The organism is Salinisphaera sp. SPP-AMP-43, assembly GCF_049568105.1.
Classification (GTDB): Bacteria; Pseudomonadota; Gammaproteobacteria; order Nevskiales; family Salinisphaeraceae; genus Salinisphaera.
Genome location: NZ_CP145335.1, coordinates 3579697 through 3604364, shown reverse-complemented (window position 1 = coordinate 3604364; position 24668 = coordinate 3579697). Strand labels below are relative to the sequence as shown.

At 63.9% G+C, this 24668-nt stretch carries 21 protein-coding genes; 11 read left to right on the top strand and 10 right to left on the bottom strand.

The features are described 5' to 3' along the window. Nucleotides 1-2: 2 nt before the first annotated feature. Nucleotides 3-1061 (bottom strand): sugar ABC transporter substrate-binding protein, encoded by a 1059-nt coding sequence (locus tag V5738_RS15535; protein WP_423821724.1) that lies wholly within the window; start codon nucleotides 1059-1061, stop codon nucleotides 3-5. A gap of 700 nt (nucleotides 1062-1761) precedes the next feature. On the opposite strand from V5738_RS15535, the gene V5738_RS15530 reads away from it, so the two are divergent. The 5 genes from V5738_RS15530 to V5738_RS15510 all read left to right on the top strand — a co-directional run bounded on the left by V5738_RS15530 (nucleotide 1762) and on the right by V5738_RS15510 (nucleotide 7609). Further along, the gene (locus tag V5738_RS15530) at nucleotides 1762-2538 is read left to right on the top strand and encodes a class I fructose-bisphosphate aldolase (RefSeq protein WP_423821723.1); all 777 of its coding nucleotides are present in this window, start codon (nucleotides 1762-1764) and stop codon (nucleotides 2536-2538) included. A gap of 28 nt (nucleotides 2539-2566) precedes the next feature. Beyond that, nucleotides 2567-3913, top strand: coding sequence for an FGGY-family carbohydrate kinase (locus tag V5738_RS15525; RefSeq protein ID WP_423821722.1), 1347 nt, complete (start codon nucleotides 2567-2569; stop codon nucleotides 3911-3913). A 99-nt stretch (nucleotides 3914-4012) separates the two neighbouring features. Then, nucleotides 4013-5314, top strand: a complete 1302-nt coding sequence (locus tag V5738_RS15520; protein WP_423821721.1) for an MFS transporter — start codon at nucleotides 4013-4015, stop codon at nucleotides 5312-5314. A gap of 331 nt (nucleotides 5315-5645) precedes the next feature. Continuing rightward, complete coding sequence (locus V5738_RS15515) at nucleotides 5646-7271, top strand: dihydroxyacetone kinase subunit DhaK (RefSeq protein WP_423821720.1); 1626 nt, start codon at nucleotides 5646-5648, stop codon at nucleotides 7269-7271. Continuing rightward, entirely contained in the window at nucleotides 7250-7609 is a 360-nt protein-coding gene (locus tag V5738_RS15510) for a hypothetical protein (protein WP_423821719.1), read from the top strand. The genes V5738_RS15515 and V5738_RS15510 overlap by 22 nt, the downstream gene beginning before the upstream one ends. A 325-nt stretch (nucleotides 7610-7934) precedes the next feature. Here V5738_RS15510 and V5738_RS15505 read toward each other — a convergent pair whose 3' ends face one another. Continuing rightward, complete coding sequence (locus V5738_RS15505; protein WP_423821718.1) at nucleotides 7935-9005, bottom strand: hypothetical protein; 1071 nt, start codon at nucleotides 9003-9005, stop codon at nucleotides 7935-7937. Nucleotides 9006-9246: 241 nt separating this feature from the next. Here V5738_RS15505 and V5738_RS15500 point away from each other — a divergent pair, with 241 nt between their 5' ends. Beyond that, the gene (locus V5738_RS15500) at nucleotides 9247-9804 is read left to right on the top strand and encodes an asparaginase (protein WP_423821717.1); all 558 of its coding nucleotides are present in this window, start codon (nucleotides 9247-9249) and stop codon (nucleotides 9802-9804) included. Here the strand turns inward: V5738_RS15500 and V5738_RS15495 are convergent. Together V5738_RS15495 and V5738_RS15490 are read right to left on the bottom strand one after the other, a co-directional pair. Further along, a complete protein-coding gene (locus V5738_RS15495; RefSeq protein WP_423821716.1) occupies nucleotides 9746-10924 on the bottom strand; it encodes a hypothetical protein in 1179 nt (392 codons plus the stop codon). The genes V5738_RS15500 and V5738_RS15495 overlap by 59 nt on opposite strands. A gap of 226 nt (nucleotides 10925-11150) precedes the next feature. After that, nucleotides 11151-12524: a hypothetical protein gene (locus V5738_RS15490; protein WP_423821715.1), complete on the bottom strand. Its 1374-nt coding sequence runs from the start codon at nucleotides 12522-12524 to the stop codon at nucleotides 11151-11153. Nucleotides 12525-12647: 123 nt separating this feature from the next. Here V5738_RS15490 and V5738_RS15485 point away from each other — a divergent pair, with 123 nt between their 5' ends. Further along, nucleotides 12648-13439 (top strand): metallophosphoesterase, encoded by a 792-nt coding sequence (locus V5738_RS15485; RefSeq protein WP_423821714.1) that lies wholly within the window; start codon nucleotides 12648-12650, stop codon nucleotides 13437-13439. A 545-nt stretch (nucleotides 13440-13984) separates the two neighbouring features. On the opposite strand, the gene V5738_RS15480 is transcribed toward V5738_RS15485, so the two are convergent. The 4 genes from V5738_RS15480 to V5738_RS15465 form a co-directional block, all read right to left on the bottom strand. Then, nucleotides 13985-15304, bottom strand: coding sequence for a lipase family protein (locus V5738_RS15480; protein ID WP_423821713.1), 1320 nt, complete (start codon nucleotides 15302-15304; stop codon nucleotides 13985-13987). Nucleotides 15305-15324: 20 nt separating this feature from the next. Then, nucleotides 15325-16518, bottom strand: a complete 1194-nt coding sequence (locus V5738_RS15475) for a CynX/NimT family MFS transporter (protein ID WP_423821712.1) — start codon at nucleotides 16516-16518, stop codon at nucleotides 15325-15327. 62 nt (nucleotides 16519-16580) lie between these two features. After that, nucleotides 16581-17108 (bottom strand): GNAT family N-acetyltransferase, encoded by a 528-nt coding sequence (locus V5738_RS15470; RefSeq protein ID WP_423821711.1) that lies wholly within the window; start codon nucleotides 17106-17108, stop codon nucleotides 16581-16583. Nucleotides 17109-17246: 138 nt separating this feature from the next. Continuing rightward, complete coding sequence (locus tag V5738_RS15465; RefSeq protein WP_423821710.1) at nucleotides 17247-17756, bottom strand: methylated-DNA--[protein]-cysteine S-methyltransferase; 510 nt, start codon at nucleotides 17754-17756, stop codon at nucleotides 17247-17249. A gap of 100 nt (nucleotides 17757-17856) precedes the next feature. On the opposite strand from V5738_RS15465, the gene V5738_RS15460 reads away from it, so the two are divergent. Further along, on the top strand, nucleotides 17857-18774 hold the full coding sequence (locus V5738_RS15460; RefSeq protein ID WP_423821709.1) for a LysR family transcriptional regulator: 918 nt from the start codon (nucleotides 17857-17859) through the stop codon (nucleotides 18772-18774). Between the two features lie 43 nt (nucleotides 18775-18817). Here V5738_RS15460 and V5738_RS15455 read toward each other — a convergent pair whose 3' ends face one another. Then, on the bottom strand, nucleotides 18818-19114 hold the full coding sequence (locus tag V5738_RS15455) for an STN domain-containing protein (RefSeq protein ID WP_423821708.1): 297 nt from the start codon (nucleotides 19112-19114) through the stop codon (nucleotides 18818-18820). A 376-nt stretch (nucleotides 19115-19490) separates the two neighbouring features. Between V5738_RS15455 and V5738_RS15450 the strand changes: the two genes are divergently transcribed. Beyond that, nucleotides 19491-21140, top strand: coding sequence for a putative bifunctional diguanylate cyclase/phosphodiesterase (locus V5738_RS15450; protein ID WP_423821707.1), 1650 nt, complete (start codon nucleotides 19491-19493; stop codon nucleotides 21138-21140). Between the two features lie 6 nt (nucleotides 21141-21146). Then, nucleotides 21147-21587, top strand: coding sequence for a BLUF domain-containing protein (locus V5738_RS15445; RefSeq protein ID WP_423821706.1), 441 nt, complete (start codon nucleotides 21147-21149; stop codon nucleotides 21585-21587). A 224-nt stretch (nucleotides 21588-21811) separates the two neighbouring features. Here V5738_RS15445 and V5738_RS15440 read toward each other — a convergent pair whose 3' ends face one another. Then, on the bottom strand, nucleotides 21812-22204 hold the full coding sequence (locus V5738_RS15440; protein WP_423821705.1) for a YbaN family protein: 393 nt from the start codon (nucleotides 22202-22204) through the stop codon (nucleotides 21812-21814). A 452-nt stretch (nucleotides 22205-22656) separates the two neighbouring features. On the opposite strand from V5738_RS15440, the gene mnmC reads away from it, so the two are divergent. Beyond that, a complete protein-coding gene (mnmC, locus tag V5738_RS15435; RefSeq protein WP_423821704.1) occupies nucleotides 22657-24663 on the top strand; it encodes a bifunctional tRNA (5-methylaminomethyl-2-thiouridine)(34)-methyltransferase MnmD/FAD-dependent 5-carboxymethylaminomethyl-2-thiouridine(34) oxidoreductase MnmC in 2007 nt (668 codons plus the stop codon). Nucleotides 24664-24668: the final 5 nt, after the last annotated feature.

The window sequence follows — 24668 nt, the reverse complement described above, 5'->3', positions numbered from 1 at the left end:
GATTACTGGGTCGCGAACGCCTTCTTGGCGAACGATTGGTTCCCCCAAAGCCCGTCGTCGTCGACATTGTCGGCAGTCACCACCGGGGTCGGCAGCTGGTCGGCGAGATTGCCTTTGTAGTCCACGATGTCGCTGTTGTGATCGGTCGGGCCTTGTTGGAAGGTCTGGCCCTTGATGGCGGCGACCAGATATTTCACGCCGTAGTTGATATAGCCCACCATCGGCTGGTCGATGGCAGCGTCCTGATAGCCGTCACGGATCGCATTCAGTGCCAGCGGGCTGCCGTCGACAGAAATCAGTGTCACATGGCCGGGGTGGTCGGTCTGGTGCAGAGCACCGATGCGTTTCATGGTCTGGACCACGGTGGGATAGAAGGTTGCGTCGCTTTGAACGTAGACGCCGGCGATCTTCGGATTGCGGTTGAACTGGGTTTCCAGACCCGATGCCGCCTTGGCGGTATCCCACTGGGTCGCAACGTGTACCAGTTTGATTTTCGGAAAGTTCTGGTGCATGCAATCGTTGAAGCCATTGGTGCGGTCGCGACCATTGGAGGTCACCGGGTCACCATCCAGCGTCAGTACGGTCTGTCCGCTGGCCACGCGCTTACCCATCGCCTGACAGGCCTTGCGGCCGAGCGCGACATTGTCGGCGCGTACGATCATCGCAATCTTGCCGCCGGCCGGTGCCTCATCGATGGCAACGATCGGTACCTGCTGGGCGTTGGCATATTTGATGGCGGGGACGATCGCATCGGCATCGCCGACCGAAATCACCAATCCCTTGGCGCCGCGATTGATCAGGGTCCGAATGTCGGTGATCTGTTGGGACGCATCACGATTGGCGTTGGTCGCTGGAAGATAGTCGAAACCTTCGGCCTTGAAGCGCCGGATCACGCCTTTCTGTTCTGCGTTCTGGAATGGATCCGTATGCGGCTGCGAATAGCCGAGCTTCAGCGCATCGGACGTTTGACTGCCGTCGTCATGGCTCGAATTGCAGGCCGCCAGCCCGGTGGATAGGGCGGCTACGGCGAGGCCGATCGCCAGGGTTTTTCGGTGCTGCATGAGGCTCCTCCGCTCAATGGTTTGCGCCTTTTTGGCGTCTGTTGGTCCACCCCGGCCGGCTGCGGTCGGCGGTGTTGTGTGCGGTCTACGCCAGACGTTCCATGAGCCGAGCGCGAAGTCGGCGGAACGATCGATGCAACCGCTAATGTCCGAACTGTACGTACAGTACCGACGATCAGATCGTATGCGTTAACCGGCTGCGACCGACAGGTCGTCTTTAGTCGAATGCCGCGATACAGCAGGCGACGATGTCAAGCATTTGCGCGCTACAGTCGATCGCGGAGAAGTGGTAGGCGATCGATACAGCCGAGGCTTTCGGCGCCAACCGCCGGGGCTGAAAGCCGCGCCAGGCGAGGTCTGATGATGGATCGTGCACGCCGCGTGGGCGGCGTCCGTGGTGAGTCGACCCCACGCGCATCCCGCGTCGGTTGTGCCGATTGGTGGCCTGTACGACGCCGGGCCCGGCCCGCTATCTAGAATCCGCTTGGTGCGCCGTGGGGTGAAACTAAAACCGGCCCGATACAGCCTGCGCATGCCTACTTCCCGAGGCTGCCTATTATTCGAAAGTCGAACTTGACCCTCTAACTGACAGATTCTACTGTCCGTACCAGTATGTACTGTACGTACAATGCTGGTGCCGCCGACTTATTTATCGGCTGTGCTCTATTCATTTCTGAAGCCGAGGTATCTCGCAGTGTCGATGAATTATCGAATGAACCGGGTTCTGCCCGAGGATCGTGCCGCCATCATCATGCCGGTGGATCATGGTTTGATCTTCAACCGTATCGAGGGTCTGGAAACGCCGTCCGCGCCTTTTGCCGCTTGGCAGGACAAGGGGGTCACCGGGTTCATGCTGACGCCGGGGCAAGCACGCCAGACCGAGAAATTCTTTGCTCGGCATCCGCATCTGACCCGGGTGCTGACGATTGATACCTATTATGAGTTCTCTTCGCTGGACGGCGACGGCTCGCATGATCTGATCACCACCGTCGAGGAAGCGGTGCGTATGGGGGTGGATGCGGTCAAGATGCTGTTTCCGTGGAATATGTCGAACCCGGAGCGGGTCGCGCTGTGCAAGCGGGCGGGCCAGGTCATTTCGGCCTGTGACCGCTGGGATATTCCGTTGGTGCTCGAGCCGGTACTGATCGGCGCGCCCCGTACCGATAACGTGATCGAAGAAGAAGAAAAAATTGCCCGGATCGCCTACGATCTCGGTGCGCACATCATCAAAATCGCCTTCCCAGGCGAAGAGCGCACGCGTCGTCTTGTCGATGAACTACAGGTGCCGCTGGTGATCGCCGGCGGGCCGTTGTCGGGCAATCCCGCCGATACGGTCGATGCCGTGGCACAAACCATTCGGGCCGGCGCGCGCGGCGTCATCGTGGGTCGTAATATCTGGCAACGTGAGCCAGAGGCTGCCCAGGGCACGTTGCGTCAGATTCACGAGCTCACCCTGGGCAAGTCTTTCAGCAACTGAACCGGCCCTGGCCGCGGCGGGTACACGTATGCCGAAGACTCATCTCAATGCCGAGCGCAGCACGACTTATTGCGGCGTCGACCTTGGCAGCACGAATATGAAGGTTGTGCTGCTTTCCGAGGACGGCACCGTGGTTCGACGCGAATGCCGGCCGACGCCGCGCGCCGATGACCTGGCGCTCGATGCCGACCAGATTCTGGAGAGTGTCGAGCGTCTCATCATTCTGGCCTGTGGCGATCGGTTCTGCGTGCACTCGATCGCCGTGGCCGGAATCGGCGAAGACGGCGTATTGCTGGATGCTGATCTCGAGCCGCTTGGCCCGGTCCTGACCTGGTTCGATCCGCGGCGTATCGGGCTGTTCGAAAGTATCCGTCCGCGTCTTGCTGATTTGCCCGACACCGGGACGCCGCTGGATGCGGCCCGGACGGTGGTGGGCTGGGCCTGGGCAATGGGCCAGCCTGGGGCCGCCCGGGCCAGAACGTGGGTGGCGCTGACTGATTATCCGGCCGTGCGGTGGTCGGGAGCGCCGTTCATGAGCGATACGCTGGCGGCCCGGACCGCAGCCTGGAGCGTTACCCGGCAGATCTGGCACGACCGCAATGTTGAAGCCACTCTCGGAAAAGCCGAGCGTCTGCCGCCGGTCAAACCGGCCGGAAGCGTACTCGGGCCAGTGCAATCGGCACGCCTGCAGGCGGCCGGCGTGCTGCATTCGAACGCGGTGGTCGTGGCCGGCGGACATGATCATCCGGTCGGCGCTTGGGGGGTCAGCCAGTTGGATGCCCAAGCGGTCCTCGATTCCATGGGCACGGCCGAGGTCGTAGTCGGCCAGTCGAGCCATTCCTCGTTACCGGCATCGAAACATCTGGATATCGCTGCCGGAATCACCCACCGCGGTTTGACGCTGCTTTCGGTAACGGAGCTGGCCCGCAATATCGAGTGGGCGAGCCAGGAAATCGACGTTGCGGCTTGGATCAAGCGCATTGCGGCCGGTGATCAGCTGCCGGACGAGTATCTGCATTCGGATTTGTTTGAACCTGGCGGGACCGGTGGGGGGCAGCCCCGATACCGGTCGGAGCGGCCGATTGCGCCCTTATCCAAGGCATCTGCGGTGCTGGGGGCTCTCGCACGCCGGGGCCGCGACGCCGTGGCGACCGTATCGAGTCGTATGTGCGGCCCGGTATCGGTCTATGCCGCCGGGGGCTGGTCGCGAGCCCCGGGGTGGATGGCCCTGAAAGGCCAATGTCTTGAAACTCCCGTTCAGACCATTCCGGAACAAGAAGTCACGGCGGTCGGAGCGGCCATGTTAGCGGCTTGGGCCTGCGATGTGGCACTGGCGCCTGAGCGGAGCCTGTCGTTCGACGCGGCAGGCAGGTAAGACGCGGCTTCCGAACCGTTAAAGCCGGCCACGGCTTTAACGGATCCAACGATAAAACGTAAAACACAGCGCCCGTAGCGCGGGCCTGCAGGAGGAGATATGTCCGAAACAAGGTCCGACAACGACTGGTTAAGCCGAATAGGCATGCCGAAAGTGCTTTTGGCCGGTTTTATCGGCGTACTGTTATTCATGATCGGTGATGGCGTCGAATCGAACTATCTGTCGTCTTACTTGGTCGACGATCTGAGTTTTACGCAGTCCAGTGCGGCTTACGCTATCAGTCTGTACGGCGTCGTCGTGGCGATCGCCTCCTGGCTTGCCGGCACCCTATCCACGATCTGGGGCCCAAGACGCGTGATGTTGATCGGCGCCTTGAACTGGATTGCCCTCGAGATCGTGTTTCTGACTATCGGGGTCGGCCTGAAATCGGAGTGGCTTATCTACGCGACCTATGCATTGCGTGGGGTGGGATATCCGTTTTTCGCCTATGGTTTTCTGGTCTGGCTGAACTCGGCCGTGCCGGCGCATCAACGCGGCAGTTCGGTAGGCTGGTTCTGGTTCGTGTTCGGCGCCGGCCTACCGATGCTCGGTTCGCTGGTTGCCAGCGGCACGATTCCGTTGGTGGGCGAATATATGACGTTCTGGATTTCGCTGGCAATGGTCGCCCTCGGTGCTGTTGTAGCCCTAGTCGGGATTCGTGATCGCAGGCACGCTGGCCCGACTGTGGCGGCCTCCCGGGGACAGTTTCGGGAATTGTTACGAGGGCTGACGATTCTCTGGCGCGAACCGCGCGTGAGTGCCGGCGGCTTCGTGCGGCTGGTCAACACGACCCCGAATTTCGCCTTGTTCGTGGTCGCACCGTTGTTTTTCGTCGATAAGATCGGCTTCAGCCAGAGCACCTATCTGCTGATCGTGACGATCGTCTACACCACCAATATTTTCGCCAATCTGTTTTTTGGCGTGATCGCCGACTATTTCGGTTGGCGACGTACCATCACCTGGTTCGGCTGCGTTATGTGCGGGATCGGGATTCTATTGTTGTACTACGTCCCGCTCTGGCTCGGGGCAGCGTTCTGGCCGACGGTGCTGTGCTGGGCGATCTTCGGGATCGGGCTGGCAGGTTTCGTACCGCTGACTGCGCTGATGCCGTCTTCCGTCGGCCCGAAAGATACCGGCAACGCGTTGGCGATCTATACCCTGGCCGCAGGTTTGTCGCAGTTCATCGGGCCGGCCCTGATCGGTGTACTGGGCGGTACGGATCAAATGGATACCATCATCTGGACGTTCGCTGTGTTGTATTTCGTCGCCGCGGCCGTCAGCTATGCTCTAAAAACCTCGGCCGATCCGGCCGTTGCCGATACTTCGGACAACGCCAGAGCCGCTACCGGCAATGCCCGATAGCCAGACTCATCGACGCCGGCTTCGACGAACGCAGCGCTGCCTCGAACGGACCAACCTATGGCCACGACCGATAAGAGCAGCGTCGTCGGGGGCCGACGCGGGGCGTGGTCATATGGCCAGGCTGGGCCAGCCTGGGCCAGATTGGGCCAGATTGGGCCAGATTGGGCCAGATTGGGCCTGGCCGACGTGGCCAGGTCTTGCATGCGGCGATTTCGCCTCATCGTCGCTACCCGCATAATAATTCGCGCCTAGACCTGTGGTGAGTCGAATCGGCCTTCGAAGGATCGGTTTCGGCTGGCAATCGGCGCATCGACAAGACAACGGAGCCTTTATGGACTATTTCTTCAACGCCGCCGACGATGTCGTCGACGACGGATTATCCGGCCTGGCACGCATTGCCCCGGTTCGTATCACCGGGCGCGAGGCCGGTATTCGGCTGGTCGTCGATCGCGAGTTCGAGGGCGATCGGGTCGCCGTGATCTCCGGCGGTGGTTCGGGCCACGAGCCGTCGCATGCCGGTTTCGTCGGCCGCGGCATGCTGGCTGCAGCGGTCGCCGGCGATTTGTTTACTTCGCCGAGCGTCGAGGCCGTGCTGGCCGCGATCCGTGAAGTCACCGGCGAAGCAGGCTGTCTGCTGGTCATCAAAAACTATACCGGCGATCGGCTCAATTTCGGCCTGGCGGCCGAGCGGGCTACCCGTGAAGGCTACAAAGTACGGACCGCGATCGTGGCCGACGATGTTTCTCTGCCCGAAGACGTCGGTGCCCGCGGGCTGGCCGGTACGGTGCTGGTGCACAAGATCGCCGGCCACCATGCCGCGGCCGGCGCCGATCTGGATACCGTGGCCGAGGTGGCCAACCACGCCTGTGAAGCGCTGGCTTCGATCGGTCTGTCGTTATCCAGCGCCGGCTTGCCCGGTCAGAGCCGAGAACCCCGGCCGCCGGAGCTCGGGCTGGGTATCCACAACGAGCCCGGCGTACGCGAGGTCGATCCCAGCGATGCGGCCGATGCCGTGCGGCTAGCGCTCGAGCCGTTGCTCAAGGCAGCCGAAGAGCGCCATGGTCGCGATGCCAGCTGGGTCGTGCTGATCAACAATCTGGGCGGCTGTTCGACCCAAGAAATGGCGGTATTGCTCGATCAGACCCTGGCCCAGCTTCCAGCGGGCCGGGTCGCGGCGGCCGTGGTGCCAGCGCCGCTGATGAGTTCGATGAACATGCACGGTTTTTCGATTACGTTGCTGCCGGCCAGCGAGGCGACCCTCGAGGCGCTGGCCAGTGATGTCGAGGCCATCGGCTGGCCGGGTTTTCGCAGTGTTGCCGAGCCGGCGGTCTTCGAACCCGATTTCGGCGCTGGCCGCGAGCCCGGTAGCGGGGAACGCGACCCAGCCCGGGCGGACCAGATTCGGGCCGCGGTCCAGACGCTGATCGATTCGCGCGCCGCGCTCGACGACCTGGACGCCCAGACCGGCGACGGCGATACCGGCACCGCCTTTGCCCGTGGCGCCCAGGCGATCGGCGATGCACTGGAGGCCGATCGGCTGTCGACCGGCGATCCAGCTCTGTTGGCCGACGAACTCGGCGATATTCTGGCCCGCGACATGGGCGGCTCGTCGGGCGTATTGCTGTCGATTCTATTCACGGCCACTGCTGCTGCGCTGCGCGAGGCACAACCCGCGGCTGCTGCGCTGGCCGCGGGCGTCGAGCGCATGCAGGATTATGGCGGTGCATCGGTTGGCGATCGCACCATGCTCGATGCGCTGTCGCCGGCCATCGAGGCACTACAGGAAGGCTCGCTGGCCGATGCGGCCCAAGCCGCCCGCCGCGGCGCCGACAATACAGCCGAGATCGAACAGGCCGGGGCCGGGCGTTCGGCCTATGTTCGTAGCGAGGCGCTATCCGGCATCGTCGATCCAGGGGCCGAAGCGATCGCCCTTGTATGGCAAGCCTTGGCGGGCTGAAGCCGGGCGCTAGGCGGATCAATCAGCTCGCGCTGTCCGGGCTCGGCCGGGCCAGGACAGCGCGGTGCTATCGTCGGCTCGGTTTCAGCCCGATCGTCGATGCGCGCGGCGATGTACGTGTTGAGTGCCCCGAGAACAGCGCGACGTGGTCGCTTATGCGCAATCCGTGCGCCCCGGCCAACGGGGCGATCTTGTATTGCGAGCATGACTCCCTCGATTACTGGGTGGCACGGCAGGTCACCGACAGCATCGAGCGCGCCCAAAGGCGGGCCGATCAGCTCGATCGCGGGCGCGAGACGAATCCTGTTCGAGCCTGCCGGCAATCCCGCCAAACGTGACTGAGCCGGTGAGGCGCGCCGGTTGCGGCTCTAGCCGACTTCTAGCCGACTTCTAGCCGACCGCGCGGCACCTGGCAGATAAGCGCCAAGCGATATGTCGCAACCTAAGGCCTGTGGATGTATCGGCCGCGTCCACGCCAAGCGCTGTAATGCGGCAAGACAAGGCGGAGCGGCCGGGCGCCGTGCTATGCGAAGAGGGCCACAACGCAGGGTTGCCATCGGGTCGTTGATTGATGGGGGCGTATGCTTTCGGTTGGGCCCTCCCTCACGCCCTGCGGCGTTCCGTATCTAGGGCGTGGCCCGCTACGATACGGCGACACGCGCCCTAGGGCTGTCGTTCGGCCTCGATCCGGCCGCGCATGGCCTGTAGGCCGGCCAGCCACAGCAGCGGAACGGCCTCGATGAAGATGCGGTGTTCGGCGATCCGGCCGATGACCAGGCCAGCCAGCACCAGCGGTACGACCAGCCCGAGCACGGCAGCCTGCAGGCGGCGTTCGATATAGCCCCACCACAACAGCACCACCAGCCAGCAGCCGCCCATGAATCGCACCGGCGCGGTCAGCAGATAGAACGGCTGCGACAGCAACCGCAGGTTCTCGTAGATATGGATCTCGTAGTCGGTCGAGCCCAGGCCGGCATGCGGATTGACATGATCGGCGAACAGCCAGTGCAGTGGCCATTGTACCGCCACGTAGAGCGCGAGCAGCGCGCCCAAGGCAAGGCCTAGGCGGGCGACCGGCACGCTTGGCGCCAGGATCAGCGCAGCCATGGGAATAAGAAACAGCGTGGTCTCACGGTTGACGGTGGCGATCGCGAACAGCGCCCCCAGGCCCAACAACCGCCACACGCTCGGCTGGTTGGCCCAAGATATCAGGCCAAGGAGCATGGCCAGCGTGAACGCTGCGGCCGGCAGATCGTAGGGATAATAGAAGAGTGTGCGTGCGCCCCAGTCGCCGAGCTCGAGCGGCCCGGCACCCGGTTGGAAAGTCGGCGTAAGCCATAGATCGGGCATCAGCACTACGATCGCCAGCGGGATCATGAGCGATAACGCGAGCGCTCGGCGCAGTGTCTCGCTGGTGGTGATGCGAAAGACGCCGAGGACGCGATAGGCGAGCGCGACCAGGAGCAGCCAGCTCAGCACTTCGAGGCTGCCAAAGACCAGCCGATCGCCCAGCGGCGCGATCCGCTGGATCGCGGCGGCGATCGCCGGCACCAGCACGCGGTGCTGGAACGGTTCTACGGCCGCGAAATGGGCCATGCGCTCGAAACTGGTCAAGCGATAGGGCGCGGTGATGGTCAGTTGCAGGCCGCTGAGCAGTAGCGCGATCAATGTTGCGGCCAGCCACCAGAGGCCGCGCTCGACGAGCCCGGTTCGCGATTTCGGATTCGAGATCAAGTGCTGTGGCGTCCCCCATCGCCGTCACCGCAAAAATGGCGGCGCATAGCCTGCCTGGCCGACGCGATCGTGCCCGACCCGCTGTGTTCGGACAATAACGACGGCCGCTCGGCAGCGAAGGCGAATACTAGCGTTGCGCGCCGGCGAACGCCATGCGTTTAAGGTGCGCCCGGCGGCCGATCAACGGCATCGTCTGGCTCAGCCGCAGGCCTTAAACTGGCGGTTTTACGAGCCGAGCGCCATGGATATGCAATCGAGCTGTGGTTCGCCGTTTCGCCTGAGCGTGTTGGCGACCGGCGGTACGATCGAAAAAGAATACGATGCCCACGCCGGCACCCTCAGGCTGGACAAACCCATGCTTCGCAGCCTGCTGGATCGTCTGGAACAGCCGGATATCCGGATCGCTGTCGAGCGGGTGATGATGCTGGACTCGCTGGAGATGGGCGAGGCTGAACGCGCGACCGTCGTAGCGGCGGCCCGCGACTGTATCGCCGAGCACGGCTGCGACGCGGTATTGATCACGCACGGCACCGATACGCTCGCCCATACCGCCCGGGCGTTGGCCGAGGCCTTGCCGGATGTATCGCTACCGATCGTTTTGACCGGCGCGATGCGGCCATTCCGCGTGGCCGACAGCGATGCCCTGCAGAACGTCGCCCAGGCGATCATGGCCGCGCGCCTGCTCGCGCCCGGCGTCTATGTGGCGTTTCATGGCCGGGTGATTCCAGCGGCGTATGTCGTCAAGGATTACGATCGCCTGACTCTGGTGGATCGGCGTGGACCGAATACGCCTGGCTGATCGCAGCCCCAGAGGGCTGGCGGTCCGCGGCCGCGGTCACGCGTACGGCCGTACTTTGATGTACGCGCCCGCGGATCGCACACAGGGCCGCCAGCCATAGCAGCGGCGCGATCTCGACAAAGATACGATGTTCGACCAGACGCCCGGCGAACAGCGCGATCACGCCCAGCGGCAGCACGAAGCCGATCAGCGCGCGTTTGAGCCGTGGATCGACGTATGGCCACCAGAGCAGTACCGGCAATAGACAACCGCCGGCCAGGCGGACGAACTGGGCCAGTAGATAAAAGGGCTGGCTCATCTGGGCCAGATTTTGTGCCCAGTGTTGTTCGTAGGGGAGATCGCCGACCAGCGAGGCATGCGGGTTCACGTTCGCCGCGAAAATCCAGTGCAATGGCAGTTGGACGGCCACGAATAAGATCGTCAACAGCGCCAGCACCTTGAGGATGGTCGTCCACGGCTGGTGCGGTAGCAACAACAGGCCGGCCATTGGGATCAGGAACATGGTGGTTTCACGATTGACGGTGGCGATCGTGAAAATACTGCAGATCAGGGCCAAGCGCGGCCCGGTCAGCCGCTGTGACCAGGCGATGATCAACAGCACCAGCAACAAAGTAAAGACCGCGGCGGGCAGATCGTAGGGGTAATAGAACAGGTACTGCAGATGCCACTCGCCCAGTTCGAGCCGGCCGCGATCGATAATGAAGGCCGGTGCGACCCGTAGATCAGGCATCAGGGTCACGATCGCCATCGGTACGGCCAGAGAAAGCGCCAGCAGCCGGCGCTTGGCCTCGCCCTGGCCGACGCCGAACAGTCGGAGCGCGCGCTCTGCCAGGGCAAACAGTATGATCCAGACGGTGACCTCGATCAGCCCGAAGGTCAGTCGATGGCCGATCGGAATATAGTGCTCGATAAAGCGCACCGCCGCAGGCACCAGCACCCGATGCTGGAACGGCTCGACCGCCTGCATGTAGACGACGCGATCGAAATCGGTCAGCGGGTACGGCTTGGTTGCCGCCAGCTGGATCGTGGTCAGAAAGATCGACAACAATACGACACAGCCCCACCATAGGGCCCGTTCGGTCGATCTACGGATCGGCGGTCTGGAAGGCGTCGATGACACAGCGGTTGCCTCTCGTGCCCAGCGTGGATACCGATCGCTGTCGGTGCGCCGTCCGGAACCACTCGAAGCCGTTATAGGCCCGCACGAGGTGACGCCGTAACCGAAGCGCCCCTCGTTTGCTTCCTTGTCGTAATCAAGTCTGCCACAGCCCAGCGCGCTGAAAAGGCATCATTGTGCATTAATGTATTATTTATAACTAAATCGGTTGGTGCCTCGTTCGGCGAGGTCAGTTGCGTGGTGCCTGTGGCAAGACGGCCGCGCCGAGAAAGGCGCCGCGCCGGCGTTCGACGGTGACGCTTGCGGCGGGTTGCAGGGTGCCGTTAGCGGCTTCGCGCCAGAATCCGAGCAGCCAATCCGAGCCGGTACGCCAGCCGATATGACCTCGGCCGATACGCCCCAGCAGCAGTCCTTGCGAGGAGGGCGCCGGGAAATACACCGCCGAATCAGCGAAGCCGCGATAGGGGCCGATCGGCCCGCCGCCGGGCGCCGTATCGGCCAGCGGTGCGACGTCGTCGCCTGATTCGCGGGCGTGCTGGCGCATCCGCTCGAAGCGAACGCGCTGTGCTGTTGATAATGTGACGTCGGTAAAGCCGGGGGCCGGATGTTTGTCGAAGGCCTGCGCCAGCGGCGCGGCCAGCCGGGCCCAGAACTCGTCGTCGGTATCATCGCGATGCAGGGTACGAGCCGCGCCCAGATGGTGATCGAAGCGTAAGACGATATGCGCGGCACGGCCCCAGTGATCCTGTTGCCAGGGCTGCATCTGTAGATCGGTTTGGTCGAGCGAGATCGCATCGCGACGCAGCAGATAAGGTTGACCCTGGAGAGTCATCAAGTGCGCCGAGCTCGACCCGCAGGCCGAACGGCCGTCTTCGACCGAGTCGATCAGATTGGGTGTGTTGATCGGCTGGGCCGGTTGCCCGGCCGGCGCGACGAACCAGACGCCATAGAAGCAGTGGGCGCTGCCCTGTGTTTGATACACCACGCCGAGATGCGCGTTTGGCGCCCATAGAGCGCGGCTTGTCACATGTAAGCTGCCCAGCTCGCGTTCGAGTCGATCACGCAATGCCGGCGAGGCACGAACATCGAGTGCATCGAGCGCGGCGACGGGAGAAGCGTGGTGGTGCGGGGCATATGCTTCGGCCGGGCGCGCGATGCCGCTGCGAGCCAGCATATCCAACACGTCGGCCCCTGGCGGCGCAGAACCCAACATTGCCGCCGACGTCTGTTGAATCGCGTTGGCGGCCTTCGAGGCCGGCGGCGGGTCGAGCCGTGCGCGTAAATAGGCCAGGCGTGCCCGATAGCGTTGGCGCAGGTTTTGTAGCGGGCGCAGATCCTGGCTCAAGGCCTGCCAGCCGGTCGCGACAGTCTCGGCTTGCCAATTCGCCTGGTCGCGAGCCAGTGCTGGGCCATTCGCCTGGCGGGCGCGCAGGGCCAGACGATCGAGCTGTCGCTCCAGCCGGCGCAACTCGGGTTGGCCGCAGATAAAACCGGCCACTGGCGCCGAAGTGTCGGCATCGCAAGCCGTGTTCGAGCGGGCCAGGCTGGACGAGCTGTAGCCGATCCCTAGCAGGCCGAGCGCGATCCAGAGTAAGTGTTTCACTAATAAATAAGCCGCGGGCCAGCCATTGCAGTTTGAAATACGGCGGCTCGAGAGTCTAATCGAGCGGCCTATGCACTAAGGGCTTGGTTCAATCCGGCCCGAGATCTATGGGATGCTGGCGCGATGCAGACGCTTGAACGCATCCAGCGGTTGTCGCCGAACACCCGCGGCGAAGACTATGTCGTGGGTGATATCCACGGCTATTTCTATGTGCTCGAACGCGCGCTGGCGCGTATCGGTTTCGATTTCGAGCGCGACCGGCTGCTCTCGGTCGGCGATCTGATCGATCGCGGCCCAGACAGCCATCGGGCACCGGAATTTCTGGCCCAGCCCTGGTTTCATGCGGTGCGCGGCAATCATGAACAGATGCTGCTGGATGCGGTCGGCGGCGACCATGTCGATCCGGCCATGCGGGCGCTGTGGTATCAGAACGGCGGGCATTGGTTCGATGCGCTCGAGGCCGAGGCAGCGGCCGAACTGATTCCGTGGCTGGCGGCCATGCCCTATGCCTTGGAGATCGCGCTGCCCGGCAACGGCCAGGTCGGCATCGTGCATGCCGATCTGCCCAATGGAGACTGGGCGAAAGCGGTCGCAGCGTTGACCGAAGGCGAGGGCAATATGCTCGAGCATGTGCTCTGGAGCCGGCGACGGGCCGGGCTCGTCCAGGCACGGCTCGACGGCCGCAGCCGCTGGATACGTCGCTCGGTCAGCGCGGTCGGCGTGGATCGTGTGTTGTTCGGTCATACGCCGATGCCGGCCGCGGTGGCCTGTGGCAATACCCGCTGGCTGGATACCGGCGTGTTCATCCCTGGCGGCTGGCTGTCGTTCACACGGCTATCCGACGACAGCCTGTGGTCGTTCGCCGTTGAAGGCGATGACTGCAGCCAGGGCTGGCGCGTGCTCGACGAACGCTAGGGCGTAATGCGGTTTCGTTCGAGTGCTGCTTGGCCGCCCCAAATCGTGGCTGGCAAGGCGCCTCACGCGGCTCGACGCGATTGGGGCGCAACCCTTCGAGACAACGGTTGTTGGGCTGCAATACCACGTGATCGCTCACGGACGTCGCGCGACGACGCTGCATTCGCGGTACCTTGGCTTGCTGCCCCACAGCCCTTGGCGCGGACCGCACCAAACCTCAACATGCCCTAGCGCCGGTTGCGGGCGTTGTTGCCGGTCCGCATTGCAGCGGGACGGACGAACAGCGCCGTCAGAAGTGATTCGGGGCCGACTCGATGGGCGGCTCCCGGCGTGACCGGGAAGGCCCGAGTTGGCACGCCACGCCACGGTTGAGACTGGCAGCCTCGCAGGGCGGCATGGTCCATGAGCTGACCGATACGAACAATCGCCGCCGTAAGACCAAACGCGGACGATGCCGCGCTCCGGCGCTCGCGCCAGAACGACGGCGCGGCCATGGCGTGTCACGACCTCGATTGGAGGCCGCCGCCTACGAGGTCGTGATGACTTTAAGGCGTCGCTGTGCTGCGCTGTGCGATATTCGGACAGTCGTTGTCGGCGGGCCGGCCGGCAAACCGTGCGACAAGGTAATCGATCGCCGGCTCGGCATTCGCCAGCGCTGCGACGATGTGCTCGCCGAATACCCAGTCGAAGTCGACGGCCACATCGGCTGCACAATAGCGCCGCGCCAGGGTCCGGGCCTGATTGGGTGGGATCAACGGATCGAACCGGGCCTGGTAATAGAACAATGGCGCTGGCAGACCGTGGCCGCCCAGCCGGTTGGCTCGGGCAACGGTGGCCACCGCCGGTTCGGCCAGTAGATCATCAACGCGCACGTAGTCGGCCATATCGGCAAAGCTGTAGCCCGAGAGCAACGGATCGCGTACGCCGGCCAGTTCCTGGGCTAGACAGCTGCCGGCGAGCTTGGCTTGCATGCGCTGGCCGCGGTCATTGAGTAATCGGTCCAGATCGATCTGGGGATAGGCCCGAGCCAGACCCAGCAGTGCCTCGAAATAGACGCCGGCGAAAATCCCGCCGTCGAGATGCCGCGCCAAGCCCTCGAGATCGGCCGGCGGCCCGCCTGCGGCAATGCCGACGATCGGCAATTCAGGGGCATAGTTGGCGGCCAGTTCCCCGGCCCAGAGGCTGGCATAGCCCCCGCCGGAATAGCCCCAGAGCGCGATTGGCGTCTCTGGTGTGATTAGGTCGTCGGCTGCAAAGCGTCGCGCGGCCCGCAGGCCATCGAGTACTGCATAGCCGGCTTGGCGACCCGCCAAAAACGCCTGGTTCGGGCCTTCGTAATCCGGCAGCAGCACCGGCCAGCCCCGGCGCAGGGCCTTGGAAACGAACCACTGCTCGACCAGGCTACCGTGCACGATTTCCTGGGATGGCGCACAGCGCGCATCGAGCGCGTCATAGGCCACTTGATACGACAGTAGCCGCGAGCGCGGCTCGGGCGGCACCAGCAGGGTCGCGACATCGGCGACCGGTTGGCCGCGCGTATTCGTGCTGCGATACACGAACTGCCAGGCCCGGGCCTGGACATGGCTGATCCGCCAGGCCCGGGCCGCGATCGGCCGATAGCGGATCAGCGCCCCGGGCGCCAGGCGCGTCAGCCGTGTTGGGCTCGGCTGCTGATAGAAGGGATCGGCTGCAGTGGCGGCATAGGGTGGCCCTGGCGCCGGATAGGCGATTGCCGAGCTCGGGGTCCGGCCAGGGGCAGCCGGCGTCGCACCGGGCAGTGGCGCGCTGACACAGCCGCCCAGCAGTAGCCCGGCCAGCGCGAGTACAAGACATAACAACAATACGCTCGGTCGGTTCCAGCGCATGAGTTGTGCGATAGGCGGCCTCAGACGGCTGGTACCGCGATCACGCGGTCGCGCCCGGCGCCCAGCCCGGCGGCAATCGCTGCCAGGCCGATCAGGCCCAGCAGGATCCCGATCGGCGCCCAACTACCGGCCAGGTCGTGGATTAGGCCGACCGCCAGCGGCCCGAGGGCCGCCATGACATAGCCGACGCCCTGGGCCATGCCCGACAACGCAGCTGCGGCCTCGGCATTCGGTGCGCGCAAGGCCAGTAGCGTCAGAGCCATACTGAACGTGCCGCCTTGGCCAAGGCCGAGTACGACTACCCATAGCCAGATACTGGCGAGCGGGGCATACAGACAGCCGGCGAGGCCGGCCAGGGTGAGCAGCATTACGCCGGTTAAAACGGTGCGCTGATCGCGCATGCGCGCGCCAATGGCTGGGGCCGCGATCGCGCTGGCCAGCTGAATCAGGATCGAGACCGACAGCGCCAGGCCCGCAGCCACTGGGGTCAGGCCACGATCGGCCAGGATCGTGGGCAGCCAGCCGAATACCGTATAGGCCAGCGACGATTGCAGGCCCATGAACGCCGTGACCTGCCAGGCCAACGGGTCGCGGTGCAGGCGCGTCGGCACCCGGCTGCGCCCGGCCGGCTGGGCGCGTCGATGCAGCTGCAGGTACCAGGCAATGGCGGCGATCACGGCCGGCGTCAGCCAGAACGCCAGTGCGGGTTGCCAGGCGCCAAAGGCCAGCCGCAGCGGCTCGGTCGCACCGGCGGCAACTGCGGCGCCCAGGCACAGCGCCATCGTGTACAGCCCGGTGAGTACGCTGACGCGTTCGGGAAAATCGCGTTTGACCAGCCCCGGCAGCAGTACGCCCATCACGCCAATACAGCCACCGGCCACCGCGGTGCCGATGAACAGGCCGGTCGAGCCGGTGTAGGGCCGGGCGATCATGGCCAAGGCCAGCACCGACAAAACCACGAGCACTGCCCGTTCCGGTCCAAGACGACGCGCCAGACGCGGGGCCAGTGGTGCGGCCAGACCGAGACAGAGCACCGGCATCGTGGTCAGCACGCCTTCGCCGACCGAGCCCAGGCCGAGGCTGTCGCCGACCCGACTCAGCACCGGTGAAACGCTGGTCAAGGCCGGGCGAAGGTTGAGAGCGACCAGCAACAGACCGGCCAGGGTCAGCAACCGGCGCCCGGTCGCGGCGCCGGCAGAAGATAGCTCGGACATCGAAAATCAAAACAACGAAAAGACTGTCGCTATTGTGCGGTCGGCCCGACCATATTGCACTCTTATAGCGCCCTATTATCGGGCAATGAATCTGCCGGTGAACTGCCAAGATCCCGAGTCAAAAAGATGCTGGCGGGGTCGGCCGTATAGTCGCCGAACGGCGGGCATTCGACGAAACCCTGGCTGCGATAGAACGCCAGCGCCGGGGCAAAAGCTGGGCCGCACCCGGTTTCCAGGCTCAGACGGGTGAGGCCACTGGCCCGGGCGGCAATCAGGATATGCCCTAGAAGCGCGCTGGCCACGCCGCGCCGGGCGAAAGGCTCGGCAGTGCGCATCGATTTCAGTTCACCGTGTGCGGCACCGAGATCGTAGAGGGCGCCGAACCCGGCGAGTTGGCCGTCAATACGTGCACTCCAGGCACGAATGTCCGGGGCTTTGAGTGCCTCCAGATCCAGACCGTGCATGCTTTCGCCTGGCGAGGCGGCGGCCATGGCCTGCCAATGGGCGTGGATCAGCGCTTGGGTATCGGGTCGTTCCAGATCGGCGCTCTCGATCGTGAGCGTGGCTTTGGGCGCGTTTTGATCAGTCATGGCCGTCGGCAACGATCTGACAACAAATCGTTGTGTGCTGCATGGTACGGCAGTTCGAAGCGTGCCGGTTGCATTCGACATCCGTCCCAATCGACGGTCGTACGATATCTCGATTAGGCCCGCGGGTGGCCTGCGACATCATGCGCCGGCGGCCAGGTCCAGGGTGGGTTGGCCGTGTTCGAGGCCAAGCAGGTATTGCTTGGCCGCCAAGCCGCCGGCGAAGCCGGTCAGCTCGCCACGGGCGCCGAGCACGCGATGACAGGGCGTGATGACCGGCAAGGGGTTTTTACCGGCGGCAGCGCCGACTGCCCGGGCGGCTCTGGGGCGATCGATGGCCGCGGCGATCTGGCTGTAGCTGCGTGTCTGGGCATAAGGAATAGCGCGCAGAGCGGCCCATACGGCGTGCTGAAAAGGCGTTCCGCCACAGTCCAGCGGCAAATCGAAGGTGATCGGATGGCCGGCGAAATAGGCCTCGAGCTGTTCGGCCAGCGCAGCCAGCACAGGCTGGTCGGCATGGGCTTCGAGCGACGCCGGGTGGGCAATCGGAGCGGCGGCGTTCGGCCAGCCGATGGCGACCAGGCCTTGGGCGCTGGCCACAGCCTGTAGCGGGCCGATCGGTGAATCGATGTGCGTTACCGCATATGTCATGGCGCACCCCGCGCTGTGTCGTTGTCGCTTTAATATGCCAGAAGTCGACGAGCCGCGTGGTGGGCGCCGGTGCCCCATAAAACTTCGCTATATTCATCCTATGAATATTCGTGACGTGGACCTGAATCTGCTGGTCATGCTCGACGCCCTGCTGCGCGAGCGCAGCGTGACCAAGGCCGCACGGGCGATGAATATCACCCAGCCGGCGATGAGCAATGCGCTCAAGCGGCTGCGCAAGCTGCTCGGCGACCCGATTTTGGTGCGTACCGCCGGCGGCATGCAGCCCACGGCTCGTGCCGAGCAGCTGCAGCGTCCGGTGCGCAATGCCTTGGCGCAGATGGAAGCAGCGATCGCGCCCAATCGGGCCTTCGAGCCCGCGACCGCAGAGCGGCTGTTCACGATTCTGATCACCGACTATGCGGCCTCGGTGCTGATGCCCAATGTGGTGGCAATCCTCGAGACCGAGGCGCCACATATCGCGCTCAATATTCTGTCGGCCTCGAGTGATGCCATCGACCAGATCGAGCGCGGCGAAGCCGACTTCCTGGTCAACCAGTTCGGCCAGCTGCCGGCCAATTTCCATCATCAACGGCTATGGCGCGATCGACTGGCCTGCCTGATCCGGCAGGATCATCCGGCGTTGATAACGGCCGGCGGCGAGTTGACGCTCGAGGCTTTCTTGGCCCAGCGGCATATTCTGATCACCCAGACCGGTATCGGCTTGAGCCGGCTCGATGAAGCCTTGGCCGATCGCGGTTTGACACGCGAGATCAGTATTTTGACCCGGCACTATCAGCTGCCGCGCGAACTGGTCGCCAAAACCGACATGATCGCGACCTTGCCGGCCCGGATTGCGCGCTATCAGGCCCGTCATCTCGGTCTGGCGGTGCTCGATCCGCCGGTAGCACTGGCGGATTTCCAGATCGGTATCGCCTGGGGCGCGCTCGATCATCACGATCCGGCGCACCGTTGGCTGCGCGAGCGTATCGTGCGCATCGCCCGCGAGACCATCGATTAGCACGCCGTGGGCGCCGCGCAACCGGTGCGCTGAAACTAAGGAGTCAGTGCACGATCAGCGTATCGCCGTGCTGCATGACCTGTAGATCGGTCGGGGCCAGGATCCGCGACAGGGCAGCTGCGATCGACAGATGGCCAGAGACTGCGGGCACCTGGGTCGAGCCGATGTCGGCCAGATCGGCCTTGATGAAGCAGCTGCTGGCGTGGGCCAGTGCCTGGGCGGTTTCGTCGAAGCGCTGGGCCGGCAGATCGAAATCGCGCAGCCGGTTGCAGGGCGAAATCTCGGGCGACGAGGACGAAAAAGACTGATCCGATTGGCAGGCGGCTGATAGCGCAGCCATGCAGATCAGCATCATCACAAGAAGAACTCGCCGCATCGGTCCCCGCAACTATGATCAAAACTTGGCGTTAGCATATAACCGCTCCGGATTTCTGAAAACCCGGATAAGCGCACAGAATTGCACGATTATCGGCGTTATTGCGGTATTCATGTAATGCCCGAGCCAAAGCCGATGGCTCGAACGCCGGTCCAGGCCCGCCCGGGGCTGGTGTGGCCGGGAATGACGAGCGAACCGATGCCGACTTCTGGACGCCGTCGGACAAGCCAACGATATCTTTGCGTATAAATACTTAGGTATAAATCGTGGCGCCAAAAAGCTAAAGCACGATTCGGATCGGGCGATATTCGAAGCCAACGATGCGCCGGCACTGAGGCTTATGGCTGCAACACAACTCTGGGATGAACTCGCTACCGGGTTGGTCGTACTCGATGCGGGTAACGTCATCCTGCATGCCAACCCAGCCTTCATTGAGCTGCTGGAGCTCGCGGAGGAAACGCAGATTGTCGGTCGTTTGGCGATCCATCTGTTTGGGGCGCGTTTCGAGCCGTCGATTATCCGAGATATCGAGCGGCTTCTGCTCGATCATCAAGCCTCCGCGATCACCGTGCAAGCTGCCTCGATCGGTTGCGTGACGCTCTATATCGGCCATTGTCGCGACAACACACGATTGGTCGCTGTCAGCCGCGATTGGCCGCGGCCGGAGGGCGAAGACGACGAGCTGGCCGAGCAGCTCGATCCTTTGACCGGTTTCGGCAACCGATTGATGTTCGATCGCTGTATCAATCGGCTCGCCGAGCAGCCGAACGAGGCCGGCCCGGCAGCAGTTCTGGTTCTGGATCTGGATCGCTTCAAGCAGGTCAACGATACGCTGGGACACATCGTCGGCGATGAACTACTGCAGCTGATGGCCAACCGGCTGCGCCGGCTGACGCGCGAGGACGACCGGCTGATCCGGTTGGGCGGCGACGAATTCGCGATCCTGCAGACCTCATCGCGCCAGCCGGATGGCGCCCGTGGCCTCGCTCAGCGCCTGACTTCGGTCATGGCGCGTCCGTTTCTCATCGATGGCCAGCAGGTCGACGTGTCGGCCAGCGTCGGCGTGGCCATGCTGGGCCAGGGAACAGCCCGACCCGCCGATCTGCTCAAGCATGCCGATCTGGCGCTTTATGAAGCCAAGCATCGCGGTCGCTCCCGGTACTTTTTCTTCGAACCGAGCCTGGAAGAACAGGCCATGGCCCGTCGGCAACTTGAGGTAGATCTGCGTCGGGCGCTCGGGCTGCGCCAGTTCGAGCTGGTGTATCAGCCCCAGGCCTCGACCAGCAGCGGCTGTCTGTCCGGCTTCGAAGCACTATTGCGCTGGGTGCATCCGGGGCGCGGCCGGGTATCGCCGGCGACCTTCATCCCGGTGGCCGAAGAGATCGGCGAAATCGCAGCGATCGGGGCCTGGGTGATCCGTTCGGCCTGTCGTGAAGCGATGACCTGGGCCGATACGTCGTTGAACGTGGCGGTCAATGTCTCGCCCATTCAGTTCGAAAGCGACGAAATCGTTGCCACCGTCACCGATGCGCTCCAGGCCAGCGGCCTGTCGCCGTTGCGCCTGGAGTTGGAAATCACCGAAGGCACGCTGCTCAGCCAGACCGAAGGTGTGATGGGCCGGCTATGGGCACTACACGAGATGGGCGTATCGATCGCCATGGACGATTTCGGTACCGGCTATGCCTCGCTGAGTTATCTCAACAGTTTTCCGTTTTCCAAGATCAAGATCGACAAATCGTTCATCCAGGCCGAACAGTCGCCGCGCTCCCAGGCGTTGATTTCGGCGATTCTGGCGATGGGCGCGAGCATGGACATGGCCACCATCGCCGAAGGCGTGGAAACACCCGGCCAGTATGCCGCGATCAGTGAAAGTGGCTGCAACAGTGTCCAGGGCTATTACATCGCACGGCCGATGCCGGCCGCGGCCGTGGCCGACTATCTGCAGTCGTTCGACCCGGCCAAGTACCGAATCTCGATGACCACGGAGTAAATTTTTATGAGCGAAGCGCTTTATCGACTAGTGTATTTCAGCCGCAGCGACATCATGGCGCCGGATGAAGATGTAGCGCGTGAAATCGACGGCATTCTCGAGCGCTCGCGGCACAATAACGAAACGATCGGCGTGACCGGTGCGCTGATGTTCGACGAACGCTGCTTTGCCCAGGTGCTCGAAGGCCCGCACGCCGCGATTCAGGAGACCTTCGAGCGCATCCAGTGCGACGAACGCCATCGAGATGTCACGGTTCTGAGCTTCGATACCCGGGCCGAACGCGGTTTCGGCAACTGGTCGATGGCGTATATCGGCGGCGGCACGGATCAACAGGCGCGGTTTTCTCATATCAGCCAGGATTCGGATTTCGATCCGCGCGCCCTCGATGGCGATGTGCTGTATGAAACCTTGCTGGCCAACATGCTCGAAGCAGAAGCCCTTGGCTAGAGCAGGCCGCTGCGAGCCGGCGCTGTCATTCGCGCTGCGAACCCGGTAGCGGCCGGGCCATACAGCGCCACAGAGCGCCTCGGGCCGAGCGAGCCGGCCGGGCGCGCGATCTTTCGTTAGCCAGCCGATGGACAGCGAGCATCCAGGCGCCAGCGCGCGGGCACCGAATGCCCGTGAAATAGCCCGGCTGCGGACCGGAGTCGCAGCCACGATGATCTCGCTTTCTAGGCGGCGGTTTCCGGTCGGCTCGCCAGATAACTGGCCAGCCCGGCCATGAACAGGCCGACCATCGCGATCAGCCACGGCCGACCGACTGTGAACCACAGCATCACCCAGCTGGCACCCATCAGGGTAATCGCGAGTATTTTGGCGCGTCGCGAGACAGCGCCGTGATCTTGCCAGCGCACCAGCGCAGGCCCGTAACGAGGATGGGCCCGCAGTCGACGGCGCAGGGCGGGCGAGGACTTGCCCGCCGCCCAGGCAGCGACGATCAGAAACGGCGTCGTCGGCACCAACGGTAGTATCACGCCGATAGCGCCGAGGGCGATGAACAATCCGGCCAGCCCGCGATAGAGCCAACGGGCCCAGGCCGAGTGGGATTCGTGCGATCGGTTCATGGGTTCATGATCGCAGATCCGATGTATGCCCGGCGCGCGGAACCGACATTCGCGGGCTGTGCGGTTTTTCACATCGCCTGTGGATAAGGCTGTTCAATAATTCGATGTAACATTCGAAACCGCCCGTGTACCAAGGTATACGCACGCTATGAACAAAAAATAACCAGAATCGGTGGGCGGTCTGGTATTTCGGCAGGTAGCAGGCCGAGTGCTGTCAATCCTTGTCATGACGGGATCTGTATGCTGAGGCGCTCATGCCGGGGTCGGCTGCAAGACCGATCTCGGCCATGGCATCGGGCCGTCGGGACTTCCGAGCCAACCGTAGCCAGTCATCCGATTTACACACAGTGCCTGTGGATAAACCTGTGCATGCTGCGGCGCCGACGGCTGAGACTGGCCATGCGCAGGGTCTTCGGATCGGGCTTGAACACAAATTAACCATTCGTTTGCGTATGTCCCCTAACGAGTCCGATAACACGCCTGATGCCCTTGGCTTGCCGCCGGCCCAAATCGGCTTCGCCAGCGCTCGCACCCCGCATGCGAGCGACTACGACGATGTCTATTTCTCGTCCGACGACGGTTTGGCCGAGTCGGCCCACGTCTTTATTGCCGGCAATGATCTGGATCGGCGCTGGGCCGATTGGCCGGATCAGCGTGCCTTCGTGGTCGCCGAGACCGGCCTGGGTACGGGGCGCAATCTGCTGTTGGCCTGGCATCGTTTTATTCAGGTCGCGCCGCCGGGTACGCGCTTGCATCTGGTCTCGATCGAAAAGCATCCGCTGAGGCGTGATGATGTCGAACGCATTTGGGCCGCCTGGCCGGCCTGGACAGACTATGCCAAGCGGTTGTGCGACGTCTGGCCGGCGCCGGTACGCGGGGTGCATCGACGCCGTTTGGATGACCGCGTTACCGTAGATCTGATTTTCGATGACGTACTGGCTGGCCTTGCGTGTTTCGATGGGCGCGCCGATGCTTGGTTTCTGGATGGTTTCGCGCCGGCGCGCAATCCTCGGATGTGGCAGCCGGCAGTCTTCGAAGCGGTCGCTGCGGCCAGCCGGCCCGGGGCCACCTTTGCGACCTACAGCTGTGCCGGCGCTGTGCGCCGTGGGCTGGATGCTGCCGGGTTCGACTGTGCCAAGCGTCCAGGTTTCGGTCGCAAACGCGACATGCTGGTCGGACGAAGGCCAAGCGCCGACCAGCCTAGTGTCGATCCACGTCGTGTACATCGGCCCTGGTTCACGCCGCCGTGCCCCGGACCGGCACGACATATCGCGGTGGTCGGCGCCGGGATCGCCGGCGCAGCCACGGCCGAGGCCCTGGCACGACGGGGATGTCGGGTTCAGGTGTTCGATCCCCAGGGCGTGGCTGGCGGCGCGTCCGGCAATAGCCAGGCGGCGCTCTATGTGCGGCCCTCGGCCGCGGCCGATCCGCGGACCCGGTTCTATCTCTCGGCCCTGGACTACACGCTCGCCTGGCTGGCGCGCGTCGATCCGGGGCGGTTGCTGTGGTCCGACTGCGGGCTGTTGCAGCTGGCCTTGAACGCCAAGGAGGCGACCCGCCAGAGCCGCTGTGTCGAGCGTCTGGCCTTGCCGACCGAACTGCTACAGCCGCTCGATGCCGACACCGCCGCCGAACGCGCCGGTGCCACGCTGTCATCGGCGGTCCGCGGTGCATTGTATTACCCGCAGGCCGGCTGGGTACGCCCTGACGCGTTGTGCCAGGCGTTGCTTGAGAACGCCGGGGCCAGCCTGTATCAAACCGCTGTGACTGCGCTCGAACCGCAGGCCCACGGCTGGCGGCTCGAAACGGCCGACGGTGCGCTAGGCCATGCCGACCAGGTCGTACTGGCCTGCGGTTCGGCGGCCTCGGCTTTAAGCGATGATTTAGGCCATTTCGAGGCGGTACGTGGCCAGGTGAGCCTGTTCGATACCCGCCACGCCATGGGCCGCCAGACGCCACGCGCGGTGGTGTGCGGGCGGGGCTATGTGGCGCCGCCACTCGGTGATCAGCTGGCGGTCGGCGCCAGTTTTCGGCCCGAGGCAAGCCACGACCAGCCGCGCCCGCAAGAAGATCGCGATAATCTCGCCATGCTCGCCGAGACGTTGCCGGAACTCGGGGCCACGTTGGCCGAACGGCCGAGCGCCTCCCGGGTGGGTTGGCGCTGCGTGAGCCCGGATCGGTTGCCCTGTGTTGGGCCGGTGCCGGATCGTGATGCCTGGCGCCGCGACTATGCCGAGTTGGCGCTGGATGCGAACCGGGTGGCCGAGCTGCCCGGCGCGATGCGTCCGGGGCTATGGGTGTCCACTGCCCACGGTGCCCAGGGCATGGTCAGTGCGCCGTTGGCCGCCGAACTGCTGGCCAGTTCGATCTGTGATGAGCCGCGGCCACTGGCAGCGGATCTGGTCGATGCCGTCCACCCCGGGCGCAGGCTGATTCGGGCGTTGGTGCGCGGTCGCTAACAGGA

Bases quoted from the DNA above. Each gene is read 5' to 3' on its own strand.
- V5738_RS15445 (WP_423821706.1), top strand. From the start codon at position 21,147: ATGAGCGAAGCGCTTTATCGACTAGTGTATTTCAGCCGCAGCGACATC.
- mnmC (WP_423821704.1), top strand. From the start codon at position 22,657: ATGTCCCCTAACGAGTCCGATAACACGCCTGATGCCCTTGGCTTGCCG.
- V5738_RS15440 (WP_423821705.1), bottom strand. From the start codon at position 22,204: ATGAACCGATCGCACGAATCCCACTCGGCCTGGGCCCGTTGGCTCTAT.
- V5738_RS15500 (WP_423821717.1), top strand. From the start codon at position 9,247: ATGGATATGCAATCGAGCTGTGGTTCGCCGTTTCGCCTGAGCGTGTTG.
- V5738_RS15530 (WP_423821723.1), top strand. From the start codon at position 1,762: ATGAATTATCGAATGAACCGGGTTCTGCCCGAGGATCGTGCCGCCATC.
- V5738_RS15535 (WP_423821724.1), bottom strand. From the start codon at position 1,061: ATGCAGCACCGAAAAACCCTGGCGATCGGCCTCGCCGTAGCCGCCCTA.
- V5738_RS15525 (WP_423821722.1), top strand. From the start codon at position 2,567: ATGCCGAAGACTCATCTCAATGCCGAGCGCAGCACGACTTATTGCGGC.
- V5738_RS15475 (WP_423821712.1), bottom strand. From the start codon at position 16,518: ATGTCCGAGCTATCTTCTGCCGGCGCCGCGACCGGGCGCCGGTTGCTG.
- V5738_RS15470 (WP_423821711.1), bottom strand. From the start codon at position 17,108: ATGACTGATCAAAACGCGCCCAAAGCCACGCTCACGATCGAGAGCGCC.
- V5738_RS15450 (WP_423821707.1), top strand. From the start codon at position 19,491: ATGGCTGCAACACAACTCTGGGATGAACTCGCTACCGGGTTGGTCGTA.
- V5738_RS15460 (WP_423821709.1), top strand. From the start codon at position 17,857: ATGAATATTCGTGACGTGGACCTGAATCTGCTGGTCATGCTCGACGCC.
- V5738_RS15510 (WP_423821719.1), top strand. From the start codon at position 7,250: ATGGCAAGCCTTGGCGGGCTGAAGCCGGGCGCTAGGCGGATCAATCAG.
- V5738_RS15520 (WP_423821721.1), top strand. From the start codon at position 4,013: ATGTCCGAAACAAGGTCCGACAACGACTGGTTAAGCCGAATAGGCATG.
- V5738_RS15480 (WP_423821713.1), bottom strand. From the start codon at position 15,304: ATGCGCTGGAACCGACCGAGCGTATTGTTGTTATGTCTTGTACTCGCG.
- V5738_RS15465 (WP_423821710.1), bottom strand. From the start codon at position 17,756: ATGACATATGCGGTAACGCACATCGATTCACCGATCGGCCCGCTACAG.
- V5738_RS15515 (WP_423821720.1), top strand. From the start codon at position 5,646: ATGGACTATTTCTTCAACGCCGCCGACGATGTCGTCGACGACGGATTA.
- V5738_RS15455 (WP_423821708.1), bottom strand. From the start codon at position 19,114: ATGGCTGCGCTATCAGCCGCCTGCCAATCGGATCAGTCTTTTTCGTCC.
- V5738_RS15485 (WP_423821714.1), top strand. From the start codon at position 12,648: ATGCAGACGCTTGAACGCATCCAGCGGTTGTCGCCGAACACCCGCGGC.